Below are 16873 nucleotides of genomic sequence, written 5' to 3' on the forward strand. Positions count from 1 at the left end.
CGAGCAGGACGACACCCGCACGCCATCAGCATATACGCCCGATTTATGGACAAGGATTGCTGATTTCAGCGTGTACCGCATCAATCGCTGCAATGGTGTCATCGCTCAATGTGACCTCTGCGCTGGCAATATTTTCCACCAATTGCTCAATGCTGGTCGCACCAATGATGTTGCTGGTCAGGAATTGGCGGCTGTTGACGTAAGCAAGCGCGAGATGAGTCAGAGAAATACCGGCATCGTCGGCGATTTTGGCGTAACGCTCAACTGCTTCTTTGGCTTGTGCGCTGCTGTAGCGCTGGAAACGCTCGAACAAGGTCAGGCGTGCACCTTCCGGTTTGGCGCCGTGGCGATACTTGCCAGACAATACACCAAATGCCAGCGGCGAATATGCAAGCAAGCCGACTTGTTCACGGATGGACATTTCAGCCAAGCCAACTTCATAGCTTCGGTTGAGCAGGTTATATGGATTCTGCACGCTGACCACACGAGGCATACCTTGTTGCTCAGCCAAGCGCAGGCACTGCATCACACCCCACGGTGTCTCATTGGACAGCCCGATATGGCGCACTTTGCCCGCATCGACTAGTTCTTTCAGAGCTGACAGCGTTTCTTCAAAAGCCACGGCTTCGGCGTGATCATTCACTTCACTCAAGCCCAAACGGCCAAAGAAGTTGGTATCGCGCTCTGGCCAATGTAGTTGATACAAATCCAGATAATCAGTTTGTAGGCGCTCAAGGCTGGCATCACAAGCGGCAAGGATGTGTTCACGGGTAAAAGTCGAGCCGCCGCGGATATAATCCGTGCCATTATTGCTGCGCCCCGGGCCAGCAATTTTACTCGCCAATACGATATCGTCACGTTTGCCACGCTTACCCAACCACGAACCGATATACTGCTCTGTTCGCGTATAGGTTTCTTTGGATGGCGGCACCGGATACATCTCTGCCGTATCGATGAAGTTCACGCCGTGCTCAAGTGCGTAATCAAGCTGCGCATGCGCCTCTGCTTCGCTGTTTTGCTCGCCCCACGTCATCGTGCCCAAGCAAATTTTACTCACTTGAACGTCAGTTTGTCCCAGTTGACGAAATTCCATAAAATAGCCCTCCAAAAATTCTGAGCCTCTTATACCATGCACCAGCTAAACCCTCAACAGCGCGAAGCCGTCGCCTATCTCGGCGGTCCCCAACTGGTTATCGCCGGTGCGGGAAGCGGTAAAACTGGTGTCATCACGCAAAAAATTGCTTATTTGGTCAATGAAGCCGGTTACCAGCCGCGCAATATCTACGCCGTCACCTTTACCAACAAAGCCGCGCGCGAAATGAAAGAGCGAGCCGGCAAGCTGCTCGGCAAAAATGGGCGTGGGCTGCGCATCTCCACCTTCCACCGCCTCGGCCTCGACATGCTGCAGCGCGAATTTGCCGCCGTCGGCCTGCGTAAAGGATTTAGCATTTTCGATGCACGCGACACTGGCAGCGTCATTAAAGACATCGCCAAAACCGAAGACGACGCCGACGTGCGCAACCTGCAAGGCATCATCTCCAACTATAAAAATGCCCACATCACCCCAGCTGATGCTGCGCGACTCGCGACCAACGACCAGCTTATCCTCGCCGCGCATGTTTATCAGCATTACAGCGAACGCCTGCGTGCCTACAACGCGGTCGATTTTGACGACCTACTGCTCCTGCCGCTGACCATCCTTAACCAATCGCCGGACATCCGCGCCAAATGGCAAGGCTACGTGCGCTACATGCTGGTTGATGAGTATCAGGACACCAACACCTGCCAGTACGCCCTCTTGCGCCTGCTTACTGGTGCGGGCGCAGCCTTTACCGCAGTTGGCGACGACGACCAATCCATCTACGCATGGCGTGGTGCGCAACCGCAGAACATCGCACAACTGCACGACGACTACCCCAACCTGAAAACGGTCAAGCTCGAGCAAAACTACCGCTGCGACCAGAAAATTCTCTCGGCCGCCAACGCCCTGATTGCCAACAACCCGCATATCGTCGAAAAGCGCCTGTGGTCCACCATCGACACCGGCGATAAAGTGCGCGTCATCAGCGCATCCAACGAAGAAGCTGAAGCCGAGCAAATCGTGCACGACCTCTACAGCGCACAAGTGCGACACAACGCCAAGCCCGAAGACTTTGCCATCCTCTACCGCAGCAACTTTCAAGCGCGCATCCTCGAAGAAAAGCTGCGTGAGCTGAATATTCCGTACAAAATCAGCGGCGGCACCAGCTTCTTTGCGCATAATGAAATCCGCGACCTACTTTCCTACCTGCGCTTGATTAACAATCCCGAAGATGACGCGGCCTTCCTACGCGTCGTTAACGTACCCAAGCGCGAAATCGGCTCGACCACCGTCTCAAAGCTCGGCGAATACGCGGGCAAGCGCCAGCAGTGCCTGACCTACTGCGCAGGTGAAATGGCACTCGCACAAAGCCTCGGGCAAAAAGCCTACGCCAACCTGCAAATGTTCACCCAATGGCTGCACAACCTACGCCGCGAAGCTGAAAGCGCCCTGCCCAGTGAACTGCTTGAAACCATCATCCACGACACCGAATACAACGACCATCTGTTTGAACTACACAAACAACCGGCGAAAGTAGAAAAACGCGTCACCCGCGTCGGCCAGCTCAAAGCGTGGATCAAAAAGCTCGAAGAAGACGAACGCTACCAAACGCTGGACGGACTGATGCAGCACCTCACCCTGCTCGACATCCTTGACCGTCAAGATAGCGAGCAAAGCGCCGTACAGCTCATGACCTTGCACGCAGCCAAAGGTCTGGAGTTTCCACACGTCTATATTGCTGGCGTCGAAGAAGGACTCTTGCCCCACGCCAACAGCTGCGAAACGCCCGAAGGTATCGAAGAAGAACGACGCATCCTCTACGTCGGCATGACCCGCGCGAAATACCGCCTCGTCCTCTCTTATGCCAAAAAGCGCCGTAAAGGCGGTGAATTACAAGCCACCGAGCCAAGCCGCTTCCTCGATGAACTGCCCGTCGATGAAATTGCCTGGGAAGACGGTCGCACCCCGCTCGACCCCAAGCAAGAAGAGCAACAGCGCGACGACATGTTTGCAAGCATGCTCGCCATGCTACGCGGCGACTAACCTAGGCAAAATCATTCTTTCATCTGGTTTTCAAATGCTTGCAAGCGCTTCCGGATAGACACAAGCTCGACAATCGTGCTCCAGGAATGGACCAGGAACTGAAATGCACCTTCAACTCGACCGAATGCACGAACTACCTGTTGCATAAGCCCCAGCGTAATCGTGCCCGCGATTAAGGTCGGGCCCAGCGCAAGGTAAGGAAATAACACGCTGGCTTGGAGATAAGTCCACTTCACCAAATCAAAGTACAAATAATTTATGTATAAGCGAAAATAGTTCTTCTGAACCGCGTCATAAAGGTGACATAATGTCGGAAGCTGCGCTCTATCAGCAAAGTCTTCCCCATAAACCAATTCCTTACGATACGCCGCCTCAACTTTTTGGTTATTGAACTCCAGCCCGGGCAAGCGTATCCCTGCAATAGCCAATAACACCGTTCCCCCAGCCGCCGTAACCAATGCAATCCAAACCAAAGAATGTGGCACTTTAGGACAGCCCTTATTCCCCAATAGCCACACAGTAATACGCAGTTGAATGATCGGATTGCCAAGCAGTATTCGTTGCTTTTTTAGAGAGGTGTAGATTTGCAACGCACACGTCACACAATACCCCTTGAACCACATAATCACATCTGTTAATGTTTCCCTAGGTGGCATTAGCCGCCAATCGTTGCAGCCACACAGGCTGTATTCGCGATAAACAAGGAGTGAACCATGCAATATAATATAACTGGCAAGCATCTCGATATCACCCAGCCTATGCGTGATTATGTAGAGGAGAAGCTCAACCGCATCGAAGGTCATCACGATAAAATCACCAGCGCACAAATCACCCTCAAGACAGATAATCACCAAAAGATTGCCGAGGGTACTTTACACGTCACTTCAGGCAAAACCTTCCACGGCGATGCCGCACATGACGACATGTACGCAGCCATCGACTTACTTGCGGATAAGCTAGACAAGCAGGTTCGCCGCCACAAGCGAAAAATCACCGATCACCGCGAGTAATCAGAACTTGAACCATAAAAAAGCCGCTCAAACGAGCGGCTTTTTGCGTATATATACCAAATCTAGATCACGTGCATCACGGCACGCACAAACTCACGCATTCTACTCGTGCACTTTCTCCCCGGCGCTGATTCAATGCCTGAGCTGACATCTACCGCATACGGTCGGCATTGTTTTATAAGCTCACCAACGTTGTCGCTATGCAGACCACCAGCAATAATCAACGGGCGATCACTTTGCGGCAAGTTCGACCAATCGAAGGTTTTACCACTGCCGCCAGTCTTGCCGCCACCAAACGCATCAAGCAAAAATCCACTGGCATAGGGATATTGCGCCATATAGTGCTGCACCGCAGCCACATCGGCCATTTCATTCATCGGCACCGCTTTGGTAAAACGATAGCCAAACTGCGAGCAATAATCAGGTGATTCACCGCCGTGAAATTGCAGCTCATCGAGTGCAACTTGCGCACATATTTCGCGCACAAACGCCGCATCAGCATCGACAAACAGCCCAACCACACTGACGTAGGCAGGTACAGCTCGGGCAATCTCTGCGGCTTGAGCAATCTCAACTGCGCGCTTGGACGGCGCGTAAAACACCAGCCCAAGCGCATCTGCTCCAGCATTCACCGCAGCTAGCGCATCAGCCACACTGGTGATGCCACACATTTTGATTCTGGTACGCATGATTAAAAACGATAGCTCAGCGTTAGCGCACCAAAAATCTGCGTATGCGCCAAAGGTGATTTAAATTCTTTGCTACGCCAGTTGGCACTGTAGCTGGCGCGCCAATTTTTATAGCTGTATGCCAGACCAAAAGCCAAGTCGTGGACGAAATAATTTTTATCAACGCTGTGGCTGTCTGTAAAGGTATTGCCATCAAGGAAAATATTGCGCGCCATCAAGCGCGTATCCCATCCTGCGTAAACCATCCAGCCGTGATTGCTATCGCTATTTTCAAAGAAGCCACTGCCGGGAATGGCTGGGCGTACGCGCACTGGCTGAGATTGCCAGCGTGAGGCGGTCGGAGTCAGATCGATGGTCGCACCAACGTTAGCGTAAGTATAAATATTGCCGACCGTCACACCGACATGCGGCGCAATACGGGAAAATAAGCGGTTATCCCACTCAGCTGTCACATACTCCGGCCAAACGCGCTCCCACGAAAGAATCACACCCGGCTCATCTTTTAACTGGTGTTCCCAACCTTGCGGAATTGGGCTACCTTTCAGCTTGTGAAAACCGGTCTGGATTTCCTCACCTTGTGCACCTGGGCCTACCCATCCCAACGTCAGCTCAACGTTATCCATATGGCGGTCCGTCACCGTTGAAACGCCAGCCGAACCATAGGCAAATGCAGCATACGGACGATCACGCGGATCAAATTCTGTTCTCGTGATGTCGCTTGGGGAATAGAGATTATGACCAAAGGAGAAATACGAACTGGTGGTTTTATTGGTCTCAAATGCAGGTACTAGCCTGTCAATCCAGTCAACGTAAAATGGCTGATCCGCGCCAACGTTAAAGTAGGTAAAACGCAGACCATTAGTGTACTCGCGATCCACTCCACTGCCGAAAAAATCATTCTCGACGTTGATGGTCAGAAAGCGATCATTACTGGCAAGAATATGTGGCGGTATTTCTTCCTTAAGCGGTTTATCGCTAACCTCAATATCAAGTTTGTTCAGCGCAGGGACGACTAACGCACCATCTTTCTGCTTGACTGATAGAGCATCGTCGCCATCTGCCACAGCAGCAGCGGACATTAATAACAAACCCACAGCGATATATTTCATATATTTCTCCAAATACCGTTCATCACACCAACCTCACCTTTATCATCAATATCTGAAAAAGCCACATGACTTATATCTAAATAATAAAAATAAAACAATGTATTATTTCATCTATCCTATCTATTTTTCTCACAACAGCGGGCTAACCAAGCGCACACAACGCTCAACAAAGTGCTGTACCACATGCCGTTCTTGCCAAGAAGATAAATTAACCGGTTCACTCGCGGCAAGATAAGACTGCTGCAAGCGCCCAATGTTTGCGACTGTTTCACGATCATAGACCGCCAGCGATAGCTCCATGTTTAAGTAAAAGCTGCGCATATCCATGTTCATCGTGCCAAACAGTGCGTATTGGTCATCGATCAGCACCGTCTTGGTATGCAGCAAGCCATCGTTAAACATTGCCAGCGTTACCCCAGCATCAAGCAGCGGCTTGTAATACGTCTTAGAGGCTTGGCGCACTAGCCATGAATCTACTTTCCGCGGCATAATCAAGGTGACGTCAACCCCACGCCAAGCCGCGTGCTCAATTGCTGAGAGCAGTGGTTCGTCAGGCACGAAATAAGGTGTCGTGATCACGACACTGCGCTGCGCATTATAAAGTGCCCCCATTAAGGTATCGTACATGACCGAAGTTTCGCGATCCGGCGCAGATGGAATAACTTGCAATGCCGCATTGCCTGCGCATTCGGGTAAATACAGCTCATTTAATGATGCGTAGCCGCGCAGGCGCGCAAGTGTTGCCTGCAAATTATCGTCATTTTCAACAGCCCAATCACCATAAAACACACCGGATAATTCATAGACAACCGGCCCGCGGCAGCGCACCATCGCATCGCGCCACTCACCAACGCCTGCATCGTGCTTGAAATAAGCCGGGTCAACCAAATTAAAACTACCGGTATAGGCAACGTCGTAATCAACCACCAACAGCTTGCGATGATTGCGCAGATCACTGCGCACAAACAAAGTTTTAAACAAGCCGACCGGCAAAGAGCGCGTCACCAACACACCGGCCTCACGTAGCTTACCCGGCCAAGCACTACGGAAAAAAGCCTTACTACCCACATCGTCGGCAAGTAATTGACAATTAACCCCACGCCGAGCCGCAGCCATCAATGCCTCAAGCAGCTCATCAACCATGCCATGTGCATCGATGATATAAAACATAAGCAAGCACGAATGCTTGGCTGCTTTAATATCAATGATCATATTTTCCACGATCACACCCGCATCGCTATAAAGCACGCATTGATTGCATTCACTGATCGAAAACCGCCCTTTGCGCTCTGCAAGCTGGCTGAGCAAAGTAAAGCGTTTGCTGATGTCCGTCTGTGCTTGTGAGTAATCAGCGGGCACAAAATGATGTTGAAAATCATCATAGAATGCTTCCACTTCTGCGGTACGCCGCGCACGGCGATTACCGAGGCGTGGCTCGCCAATCAGCAAATAGAGCACCGTTCCCGCCAAAGGCAGAGCAAACAGCATTACCAGCCAGCCCAAAGCCGCACTCGCTGCGCGTGGTGAATAAATGACGCGTAAAGCAATCACCAGATTCAGCGCAAAATGCAGTATGACCAACAATTCGGTAACGGTTAATCCGGCAAACATAGATAGAGACAACGCAAAACGGCACAGTATAATTGCACACTGTAAAGAAAACGAGTTAAACAATCGTTTTACATATAAAAAACCACCGTTGGGAAATCAGATATGCGCATTGTCAGTTACAACATCCAAGCCACAATCAACGCATCGAGCTACTTTTCGTACAGTTACCAGTGGCCGCGCCAGTTCCTGCCCTCGCGCGGCAAAGATGCCACCCGTGAACGCATCGCTCTTTTTCTCAAGCAATTCGACGTCGCCTGCTTGCAGGAGATTGACCTCGGTGGCCTGCGCAATGGCTTTAAAAGCCACGTCGATCAGTTTTCCGAACTGACCGGCTTTAAACACTATTGCGCACAAACCAACCGCAAGCTCGGCAAGCTGTCTTTGCACGGCAATATGATCTTGAGCAAACAACCACTCAATCTCGTTTTGGACAGCCCTCTGCCCGGCAAAATCAGCGGCCGCGGCGTGCTTGCTGCTGAAATTGATGGCATCGTCATTGCCAATGTGCACCTCAGCCTCGGTATTGAAGACCAGCTCAAGCAGCTCGAATTTATTGACAACCAGCTCAAGGATCACCCCAATATCGTCCTCTGCGGCGACTTCAACACCACGCCACTCGGCAAGCCTCTACAAGCATTAAAAGAGATGGGCTGGCACTGGTGCCGTGAAGATACACCAACCTTCCCAAGCTGGAAGCCGCAAAAAAACCTCGACCATATTCTGATTAAAGGCAACATCAGCGCCAAAGCTGAAGTCAGTGATTTTGATCAGTCAGACCATTTACCGGTCATAGCAGACGTCCAAACCCAGCAATAATTGGTTACAATGCCTGTGCACGGTTTAAAAGCCGGCATAACATTTGTAACTAACCCTGAGTCATCAAGCGGAATACGCCATGAAAACCCAACACATCAGTACTACTCCTTTCACTGACCAACGCCCTGGCACGTCCGGCCTACGCAAGCCGGTGCAGCATTTTCGCCAGCCCAATTACAGCGAAAATTTCTTGCAAGCCGTATTCGATACCCTAGGGATTCATGGCAAAACTATCGTCATTGGCGGTGACGGACGATTTTTTAACAGCACAGTCATCAAAGCAGCAATTCGCATGGCTGTTGCCCAAGGCGCGCACAAGCTGATCGTCGCACAAAATGGGCTACTATCGACACCTGCCGCCTCACACCTGATTCGCACGCATCAAGCAGACTACGGCATCATCCTTTCAGCCAGCCATAACCCCGGTGGTGAAGACGGCGATTTTGGCATCAAGGTCAACCTGCAAAGCGGCGAACCAGCACCGGAATCCATCACTGAAGCCATTTACCAAACTGCTTGTAAAACTACTGGCTATACGATTTGCGACAGTGAGATCGCAGATATTGCCGATTGCGGACAATACACCCTTGGCATGACTGAAGTATCCATTGTCAGCTCAACCGATGACTACCTCAAGCTGATGCAACAATGCTTCGATTTTCCTGCAATAAAAGCATGGTTAGCGCAGCATGACATGGCTTTTGATGCCCTGCACGCAGTCACCGGTCCTTACGCTACAGCGATATTCTGCGATGCTCTTGGCATCAGCCGTGATCACATTCTCAGCGCTGAACCACAAACCGACTTTGGCGGTCATCACCCTGATCCGGCACCTGATCGCGTCAGTGATCTGCGTCAGCTGATGAAAAGCAACGACCAAATCGTGCTCGGTGCGGCCAGTGATGGTGACGGCGACCGCAACCTCATCTGCGGGCAAAAATACATCATCAACCCTTGCGACAGCCTTGCCATCATCGCAGCCAATCATCAGCATATTCCTTGCCTGCAAAAGCTCACTGGCGTTGCGCGCAGTATGCCGACCAGCCGCGCCATCGACAAAGTCGCCGAGCACCTCGGCGTCAGCTGCTATGAAACCCCAACCGGTTGGAAATTCTTTGCCAGCCTGCTCGACGCAGGGCTCATCCAGCTTTGCGGCGAAGAAAGCTTCGGCACTGGCGGCGCACACATCCGCGAAAAAGACGGCATTTGGGCGATACTGTGCTGGCTGAATATCCTTGCCGCAACCGACAGCACACCGGATCAGCTGCTCGAAGCACATTGGGCGCAATACGGCCGTCATCATTTCAATCGCTATGATTACACCGCACTTGATCGCGACGCAGCGCAAGCCATGCTTGCCAAGCTTGAAAAAGACTTACCGAAATACATCGGCCAGACCCATCACGGCCTGACCATCACTACCGCAGGACAGTTCAATTACACCGACCCAGTAAATGGCGAAAAATCGCCCGGCCAAGGGCTGCAAATCAAGTTTGGGCAACAGGCGCGCATCATCCTGCGCCTCTCCGGCACCGATACCCGCGGTGTTACGCTGCGCATCTATTGCGAATACTGGCAGCAAGATGCCCACAAAACACCTGCGCTGTTCGGCACGACCGCAACCCTTGCCAGCTTTGCCCAAGGGCTACTCAACCTCTCGCACTTCTGCGACCGTACCCAGCCTGACCACATTATCTAGCCCAAAATATTTTAAGCACCGACACGGAAGACAACATGAGCACTATCAACGAACAACTTCAAGACAACGCAGCCAAGCTACAGCACACGCCACTAACTGCACTCTTTGCAGCAGATCCTGAGCGCGTCAACAAGCACACCACGCACGCGGCTGGCCTGTATGTGGACTTCAGCAAGAACCCACTTGACGACCATACCCTGACCTTATGGCAACGCTGGCTGGACGCTCAAAACGTCGAGCAATCACTCGACGCACAATGGCGCGGCGAGCACGTCAACACCGGCGAAGACCGCCCAGCTCTGCACCACCGCTTACGCGCACCAACCGATCAAGCATTTAACGTTGATGGGCAAAACATCAGTGCCGATATCGCAGCCGCTCGCGACAAAATGCGCAAACTGAGCGATGCCGTGCGCAATGGTGAATGGCGTGGCTACAATGATGAAGCGATCACCGACGTCATCCACATCGGCATTGGCGGCTCGGAGCTTGGTCCACGTTTGCTCTGCCAAGCCTTTGACCATCTCGCTGATGGTCCACGCATCCACTTTCTCGCAACGCCTGACCCGATCCGCATTCAGACCTTGCGCCAGCGCCTCAACCCGGCAACGACGCTACTGATCATTGCCTCAAAAACCTTCACAACCGAAGAGACCCTGACCAATGCCAACCTGATGCGCGACTGGCTACGCGAACACGGTGGCGAGAAAGCCGACCAGCAAATGATCGCCGTCAGTGCCAACCTCGAACGCACCGCCGCATTTGGCATCGATAGCGAGCGCGTCCTGCCCTTCTGGGATTGGGTCGGCGGGCGCTTCTCGCTGTGGTCAGCAATCGCCATGCCATTCATCCTGCAAAATGGCTATGAAGCCTACGCGGCACTACTCGACGGCGCACATGCCATGGATAACCACTTCCGCGAAGCCGACACCGCGCACAATATCCCCAAGCGCCTTGCACTGCTCGATGTGTGGTTCAACCACTATTGGCACATAAACAACCGCGCCGTCATTACCTACGCTAACCCACTTGAGCCATTCCCTTCATACCTGCAACAGCTCGACATGGAAAGCCTCGGCAAGCGCAGCCAAGCAAACGGCAAACCACTAACTAAACCTACCGGCATGATCATCTGGGGCGGCACCGGCACGGAATCACAGCACGCCTTTTTCCAGCTGATTCACCAAGGGCAGCGCCAAATTCCACTCGATTTCATCACCATCAAAACCACACCTAAAGGTCTCGAAGAAGCACAACGCATCATCCACGGCCACTGCCTCGCGCAAAGTGAAGCCTTGATGCGCGGTCGTGATGAAAGCGACCTAGGCGATCTGCCAAAAAATGAGCGCTACCAGCGCACTAGCCCTGGCAATCGCCCATCGACTACCGTCATTCTCGACGATCTCACCCCGCAATGCCTCGGCGCTCTGATTGCCGCTTATGAGCATAAAATTACCGTCAGTGCCCTACTCTACGGCATCAACGCCTACGACCAGTGGGGCGTTGAGCTTGGCAAAGTGCTGGCTAAAGGCACAGAATCAAGCTTACGCGGTGAAAATGGCCAGCAGCACGACGCATCAACCACTGCTTTAATACAGCACTTAAGAAAGTAACCAAAAAACAACAACACTGATAATAAATAATACTTAATCGCATGACGACCTGTTCGTCATGCGATTTTCTGTATATTAGTGTGCTTTGAAACCACTTGGAGAGAACTCGATGAAGAAATATATTCTCACTGCAATCGCTGCTGCATTCACTATCTCAGCTGCACATGCTAATGACTATCCGCAAGAATGCATCGACCTCGAAGCACTTGGCACCGAACTCGCCGAGCTGGTACCTGAAATGAAAGCAGAGATCGAAGCAACCGGCACCACGCAAGAAGAACGTGTTGCTGCGGCAAGCGAAGAATGGGCGAAGCTGAGCGATGCTGAAAAAGATCAAGCACGCGCCAGCTGTGAAGCTGCGCTGCCACAGGTCAAAGAAATGATCGAAGCAATCAAAGCACAGCAATAATCGCTGATTAAGCATGTATTATTTGCTTGCTTAGCAAAACCATCGTTGACTAATCAAGCAAAGATTAATGTTTCAAATCCCAAATAACAGGGATATGTAAGCTAATCAAAAAATATCATCCACGGCAAAGATTCGCGTCTTTGCCGTTTTTTATATGGCTGAGCAATTTTAAATGTCATACGAGGCCGGAACGTTCGACAAAATACTGGTGTATTTTCATGGATAGTTGCATTGGCGCAAGCCGTACGGCTAGTGCGATGGTCTCACTAAAAAGCCCGTCGCATCGGAAAAATGCCAGCTATAAGACTTTTCTAAAGCCTAAGATGAAGATAGTCAATTAGAAATTTTGAGGTGTGATCCATTCAATACGCCACCCTAAGACGTCTTCTTTCATTCCATATGCCGCAACTAACGATTTGATTTACCTATACATGCTTCCGCGTTTTGACCTAACGCGGTCAATCGATGTTTCTCGTGCTACTATTTGCAGCATAATGAAGAAAATATATTTGAGGGTATGTAAAAACTATATAGGGGGAAAGATGAACATTAATGACATTTACGAACATAACAAACGCATGGATAACTTGGTAAAGACCGAGGTGCAAAATCTAGCCAAATCAGTAAACAGCATGAGTACAGGTAGAATGGCATTAGCCATGTTTGCCCTTGGATGCCTAACAGTTGCGCTTGCGACTTGGGTGTTTTTATAAGCGGTCAGAGATCAGCATACACGCAGCAAAATTGATTGATCCACTACGTTATGAGTTTGGGAGAATTCACTGACTACGCTTCTAGTTCAGGGCGAAGGTTCAGGCAACGCTAGGCAGTATCACCCCAACAATCCCGTATGATGAAGCCGTCGCAAGCAGCCAGTGGCATTACTACCATCATTGAATACATAGCCGCCAGCCATTGTGAAGTGCAAATAACAGCGCCCCCTTTCAAATAACCCAAAAACCAATACCTTTGGGGCTAGTGGCACAAATAGTGCGCCGCGTACCATGCTCCATGGCTAAGATGATATGGATTATTGGGCAGTAGAGAAGGAATTCGATGCGCTATCCTTGTTCCACAGTGTGGATATTAACCTTTGACGAAGAGCCTAATAATGATGGCAGCACTAATAGAATAAACCTTAATGAAGGCAGGGAAAATGTTGCCGAATTCAGAATGACAAAAAAGGCCTTTTTAAATTCATAAAGTTGATTAATGATGAAACAATCATTTTTTACCCTTCAAAACAAGAATATTTCTTATATATGGCTTTTTAGTATTTGCCTCTATACGGGAATGTGGCTATCAAAGTATTTCCACCCGCTTTTATTTAATGCTCATGATGCATTAAAAAACTTCGGAATAAGCTACTCAGTCATGGCTATGACAGGAGCCTTTTCTTTTTTCTACGGAAAAATTATTGCAAAGCATTCACTTCAAAAAGGGTTGTTTGTAGGCTGTATTCTTTATTCTATTGGCATGTTTCTAAGGATATACACTGACTTAACAGCTTCAATTTTTTCAGGAATGATAGCTGGAATGGGTGCGTCAATATCCCTAATATGCTTATCATCATGGCCATTTTCAGAAACAGCAGAGAATGCGCGAAATAAACTTTTTGAGCATTCACTGCATGCTGCAAATATGGCAAGAGGCCTCATAGTAACTATTGTTGGGGTTATCTTTATCAGCCTTACCGAGCTGATTGATGTAAAGAAAATAATGATCATGGCATCATTATTACCTATTACAGGATTTATTTTGTGCAGAAGCCACATTCCCAACCATCTTCCCAAGAAAATACAGCAAAAAACAGCCAGCATTGATGCTATCAAAAAGACTGGAGTTCTACATTTATGTATTTATTCCGTGATATCGGGTTTTTGTACAAGCTTCATCATTCCTTACTTACCTATACTATTAGAAGAACAGGCCATTTCAGGCGGTCAAATTTTGATAGTACTGGGGGTTAGCTCCCTCATAACTGCTACAACGCAGCCTTATATTGTAAAGCAGATATCCAATAGAAAAATCACCCATTTTTTTCTTATAAGTACGATATTTTTGGGCACTTCCACATTTCTTTTAGTTATCTCTAATTCGGGAATACTACCTTTAGCAATGATAATTACTCTTCGCTTTATTTCAGCTAATGCTGTCTTTTATACGCAGAGAGTTATTGAAATGCGATTAGTTGATAATGATAGAGCGAGCGAAAGAATGGGGCTTATTCAAAGCGCGTTCTTAATTGGAGATATGTTTGGAGGAGGCATAGCAGGAATATTTTGGAGCACGGGGCAAATAAAGTTTATTATCATGGCTATAGGGATATTTATAATAATAAATGGAATTTATTTGCTAAAAGTTTACAAACATTACAAGAAGCATGAAATAAAAGAAGCAACTAGCATTTAAAAAATTTTAGTTTGGATTCCAAAATCAGGTTGAGCTTATCCTACAAACTATTCAATAATTAATTTAATGTCTGTACTGAAATTATCCACAAGAGCACTCCTTGTAGTTAAACCAATCAACCTCCTGTGGCTGACTTTACACCAGCAGTTCTGCTTGCCATAAATTCTCCAGCCATTGCTTTTTACACTCTGCACGCTTTCTATGTGCTTTATAAACGACACATATATCAAATCCAATTTGACCACCTCTTTACAGCATACCTTTTGAAAAACACCACCCTCACATTCGGGTTCTTTGGGCTTTTGAGTGCCGAGGCATCCAGTCCTCCGTATTTTGATTTTCAGCTATAGTAAGTTGTGTTTGCGGCAAATATCTTCACCAGCGCCATTCCAAATAGCGATAATTTGTGCCTCGCTGAACCGTGATATCTCAATACTTCTTCCCCAAATAACCAAAATCTGGTTTACTCAAGTTCGGTTTAGGAATCTCACATGTCTTTCTCAGCTTCATTTATCCAGTCACTATCTATTTATTTGCATAGCTTACGAAGCCTAAAAGCACTTGCTTTTGTTTGCAAGGAGCTCTAATTTCAGAGGAACGGTCGTAAAGCAATCCAAAAATAAACACAAGAACAATGCCTTGTTTTCTACGCTAGAACCATTTTTCTGGAATCCTGTAATAAAAAGTATCGTATAGATACGATTGATAAACATCAATTAGGGGCAATCATCTTAAATCCTCCTTGCACTGCACTTACTATTATTATAAATTGTTTATAAATAATTTTAATGATTCTGGGGAGTTTTTCATGCAACAACCACCTGTTAAGCGCCAGTGGCTCAGTGCACTGGTCATGTCTTTTCTTGCGCTGCCGATTATTTGCGTACTCTTTATCTGCGCCTATGGCTTCATCTTGTGGTTTGGGCAAATGTTGTTTTGGGGCCCGCCAAAATAATTTAGATCACAACTAGCGACATCTCATTGCACCACGACTATGCGCTATTAAGAATAGTGCAAGTCGGTTACATATACATATCGCCGTAAAAATATAAGAAGCGTTGTATCCACCTCTACGCCACCCAACTAAACGGATACAACAAAAAATAACAAGCAAAAAGGAAATATCATCATGAACGCAATCAAGCGCCTGTTCAGCTGGCTCGGTCGGCTATTATTCAAACCATCGACCCAAATCGGCCTCGGCATCCTGATTATTATCGGCTTTGCCGGTGGTGTGTGGTTCTGGTGGGGCTTTAATACTGCACTCGAAGCGACCAACAAGGAAGAGTTCTGCCTCTCCTGCCACACCATGCACGACAACCTCCTCCCTGAATTACAGAAAACCGTTCACTGGAAAAACCGTACAGGCGTACGCGCGCGTTGCCCGGACTGCCACGTACCGCACGATTTCAGCGACAAGATTGCACGCAAAATGCAGGCGTCACGCGAAGTGTGGGGGCAAATTGTCGGCACGATTGATAACCGCGAGCTGTTCAAGGAACACCGCCTGACACTGGCGCAGCGTGAATGGGCGCGCTTCAAAGCGAACAATTCCAAAGAGTGCCGCAACTGCCACGATTACAACAGCATGGATTTCAGCAAGATGCGCGTCACCTCGCAGATGATCATGCGCAGCGCCGCCGAGCGTAACGCTAGCTGTGTTGATTGCCATAAAGGTATCGCGCACCAGTTGCCGGATCTGAGTGGTGCACATAACCCAGCGTTTGATTCCCTGCTTTCTGAAGCAGCAAGCAGCACCATCAGCGTAGGCGAAACCTATTACAACGTCGTACCACAAGATTTGTTCACCGGCGCTGACAAACAAACCAAAGCCGGTAGCATCGAAGTGGCAACACCAGTCAAAGTGCTCGCCCACGAAGACGGCGCAACCCAGATCGAGCTCGAAATGTGGCGCAAGAACAAAGGCTTTGGCCGCGTGTGGTACGGACATTTCGGCCTCAATATTGTTGATGTGGTTATCGAGAAAGACCTCGCCCGCGACGACAGCATCGTCGAAGTATTGGAAAGTCAGGAAGATCCGCTTACCGGCCTTGAGTGGCAAAGAGTGCGCGGCCAGTTCTGGGTTGCCGATGGCGGCCTGATGCCAAGCATCGAACCAGCATGGGATATTGCCCGCCAAAGCTACAGCGACAGTTGCAGCGTCTGTCACCGCCAGCCAAACCCTGCTGGACATGATGCCAACCAGTGGCCGGGCTTGTTCGCAGGCATGGTCGGCTTCACTAACCTCGATAGCGATAGCGCCAACCTCGTCCTCAAGTACCTACAGCTGCATTCGTCCGACTTCACCAGCGGCGAACACGGTGGTGGCTCACCAGAAAATGCCATCCAGGGCGCAAGACCATAATTAAAAAGAGAGATAA

The 16873-nt window shown here is 49.3% G+C and carries 15 protein-coding genes; 10 read left to right on the forward strand and 5 right to left on the reverse strand.

Annotation, left to right across the window (positions count from 1 at the left end):
- Positions 1–43: 43 nt before the first annotated feature.
- Positions 44–1093, reverse strand: a complete 1050-nt coding sequence (locus KRX19_07400) for an NADP(H)-dependent aldo-keto reductase (GenBank protein MBV7434851.1) — start codon at positions 1091–1093, stop codon at positions 44–46.
- Positions 1094–1129: 36 nt separating this feature from the next.
- On the opposite strand from KRX19_07400, the gene KRX19_07405 reads away from it, so the two are divergent.
- Complete coding sequence (locus KRX19_07405) at positions 1130–3124, forward strand: UvrD-helicase domain-containing protein (GenBank protein ID MBV7434852.1); 1995 nt, start codon at positions 1130–1132, stop codon at positions 3122–3124.
- Between the two features lie 11 nt (positions 3125–3135).
- Here the strand turns inward: KRX19_07405 and KRX19_07410 are convergent, their stop codons facing one another.
- Positions 3136–3726 (reverse strand): hypothetical protein, encoded by a 591-nt coding sequence (locus KRX19_07410; protein MBV7434853.1) that lies wholly within the window; start codon positions 3724–3726, stop codon positions 3136–3138.
- A gap of 111 nt (positions 3727–3837) precedes the next feature.
- Between KRX19_07410 and raiA the strand changes: the two genes are divergently transcribed.
- Entirely contained in the window at positions 3838–4134 is a 297-nt protein-coding gene (gene raiA / locus KRX19_07415; GenBank protein MBV7434854.1) for a ribosome-associated translation inhibitor RaiA, read from the forward strand.
- 62 nt (positions 4135–4196) lie between these two features.
- On the opposite strand, the gene KRX19_07420 is transcribed toward raiA, so the two are convergent.
- From KRX19_07420 to cls, 3 genes are all read right to left on the reverse strand, one after another.
- Positions 4197–4823: a phosphoribosylanthranilate isomerase gene (locus KRX19_07420; GenBank protein MBV7434855.1), complete on the reverse strand. Its 627-nt coding sequence runs from the start codon at positions 4821–4823 to the stop codon at positions 4197–4199.
- A 2-nt stretch (positions 4824–4825) separates the two neighbouring features.
- Positions 4826–5932: a lipid A deacylase LpxR family protein gene (locus tag KRX19_07425; GenBank protein ID MBV7434856.1), complete on the reverse strand. Its 1107-nt coding sequence runs from the start codon at positions 5930–5932 to the stop codon at positions 4826–4828.
- 129 nt (positions 5933–6061) lie between these two features.
- The gene (gene cls / locus KRX19_07430) at positions 6062–7543 is read right to left on the reverse strand and encodes a cardiolipin synthase (GenBank protein ID MBV7434857.1); all 1482 of its coding nucleotides are present in this window, start codon (positions 7541–7543) and stop codon (positions 6062–6064) included.
- Positions 7544–7645: 102 nt separating this feature from the next.
- Between cls and KRX19_07435 the strand changes: the two genes are divergently transcribed.
- The 8 genes from KRX19_07435 (at position 7646) to torC (ending at position 16857) form a co-directional block, all read left to right on the forward strand.
- Positions 7646–8359, forward strand: coding sequence for an endonuclease/exonuclease/phosphatase family protein (locus KRX19_07435; protein MBV7434858.1), 714 nt, complete (start codon positions 7646–7648; stop codon positions 8357–8359).
- Between the two features lie 79 nt (positions 8360–8438).
- Positions 8439–10058 carry an alpha-D-glucose phosphate-specific phosphoglucomutase gene (locus KRX19_07440; GenBank protein MBV7434859.1) on the forward strand — a complete coding sequence of 540 codons (1620 nt, stop codon included), beginning with the start codon at positions 8439–8441 and terminating at the stop codon, positions 10056–10058.
- Between the two features lie 35 nt (positions 10059–10093).
- On the forward strand, positions 10094–11671 hold the full coding sequence (gene pgi, locus KRX19_07445; protein MBV7434860.1) for a glucose-6-phosphate isomerase: 1578 nt from the start codon (positions 10094–10096) through the stop codon (positions 11669–11671).
- 109 nt (positions 11672–11780) lie between these two features.
- Positions 11781–12080: a hypothetical protein gene (locus KRX19_07450; GenBank protein ID MBV7434861.1), complete on the forward strand. Its 300-nt coding sequence runs from the start codon at positions 11781–11783 to the stop codon at positions 12078–12080.
- 542 nt (positions 12081–12622) lie between these two features.
- On the forward strand, positions 12623–12793 hold the full coding sequence (locus KRX19_07455; protein MBV7434862.1) for a hypothetical protein: 171 nt from the start codon (positions 12623–12625) through the stop codon (positions 12791–12793).
- Positions 12794–13292: 499 nt separating this feature from the next.
- Complete coding sequence (locus KRX19_07460; protein MBV7434863.1) at positions 13293–14492, forward strand: MFS transporter; 1200 nt, start codon at positions 13293–13295, stop codon at positions 14490–14492.
- An 808-nt stretch (positions 14493–15300) separates the two neighbouring features.
- Positions 15301–15447, forward strand: coding sequence for a hypothetical protein (locus tag KRX19_07465; GenBank protein ID MBV7434864.1), 147 nt, complete (start codon positions 15301–15303; stop codon positions 15445–15447).
- 174 nt (positions 15448–15621) lie between these two features.
- Positions 15622–16857, forward strand: coding sequence for a pentaheme c-type cytochrome TorC (torC, locus tag KRX19_07470; protein MBV7434865.1), 1236 nt, complete (start codon positions 15622–15624; stop codon positions 16855–16857).
- The last annotated feature ends 16 nt before the right edge of the window (positions 16858–16873 follow it).

Source organism: Cardiobacteriaceae bacterium TAE3-ERU3 (assembly GCA_019218315.1).
Classification (GTDB): domain Bacteria; phylum Pseudomonadota; class Gammaproteobacteria; order Cardiobacteriales; family Cardiobacteriaceae; genus JAHUUI01.

Excerpts from the sequence above, each read along its gene's own strand:
- KRX19_07400 (MBV7434851.1), bottom strand. The coding sequence starts at position 1,093 with ATGGAATTTCGTCAACTGGGACAAACTGACGTTCAAGTGAGTAAAATT.
- KRX19_07405 (MBV7434852.1), top strand. The coding sequence starts at position 1,130 with ATGCACCAGCTAAACCCTCAACAGCGCGAAGCCGTCGCCTATCTCGGC.
- raiA (MBV7434854.1), top strand. The coding sequence starts at position 3,838 with ATGCAATATAATATAACTGGCAAGCATCTCGATATCACCCAGCCTATG.
- KRX19_07420 (MBV7434855.1), bottom strand. The coding sequence starts at position 4,823 with ATGCGTACCAGAATCAAAATGTGTGGCATCACCAGTGTGGCTGATGCG.
- KRX19_07425 (MBV7434856.1), bottom strand. The coding sequence starts at position 5,932 with ATGAAATATATCGCTGTGGGTTTGTTATTAATGTCCGCTGCTGCTGTG.
- cls (MBV7434857.1), bottom strand. The coding sequence starts at position 7,543 with ATGTTTGCCGGATTAACCGTTACCGAATTGTTGGTCATACTGCATTTT.
- KRX19_07435 (MBV7434858.1), top strand. The coding sequence starts at position 7,646 with ATGCGCATTGTCAGTTACAACATCCAAGCCACAATCAACGCATCGAGC.
- KRX19_07440 (MBV7434859.1), top strand. The coding sequence starts at position 8,439 with ATGAAAACCCAACACATCAGTACTACTCCTTTCACTGACCAACGCCCT.
- pgi (MBV7434860.1), top strand. The coding sequence starts at position 10,094 with ATGAGCACTATCAACGAACAACTTCAAGACAACGCAGCCAAGCTACAG.
- KRX19_07450 (MBV7434861.1), top strand. The coding sequence starts at position 11,781 with ATGAAGAAATATATTCTCACTGCAATCGCTGCTGCATTCACTATCTCA.
- KRX19_07455 (MBV7434862.1), top strand. The coding sequence starts at position 12,623 with ATGAACATTAATGACATTTACGAACATAACAAACGCATGGATAACTTG.
- KRX19_07460 (MBV7434863.1), top strand. The coding sequence starts at position 13,293 with ATGATGAAACAATCATTTTTTACCCTTCAAAACAAGAATATTTCTTAT.
- KRX19_07465 (MBV7434864.1), top strand. The coding sequence starts at position 15,301 with ATGCAACAACCACCTGTTAAGCGCCAGTGGCTCAGTGCACTGGTCATG.
- torC (MBV7434865.1), top strand. The coding sequence starts at position 15,622 with ATGAACGCAATCAAGCGCCTGTTCAGCTGGCTCGGTCGGCTATTATTC.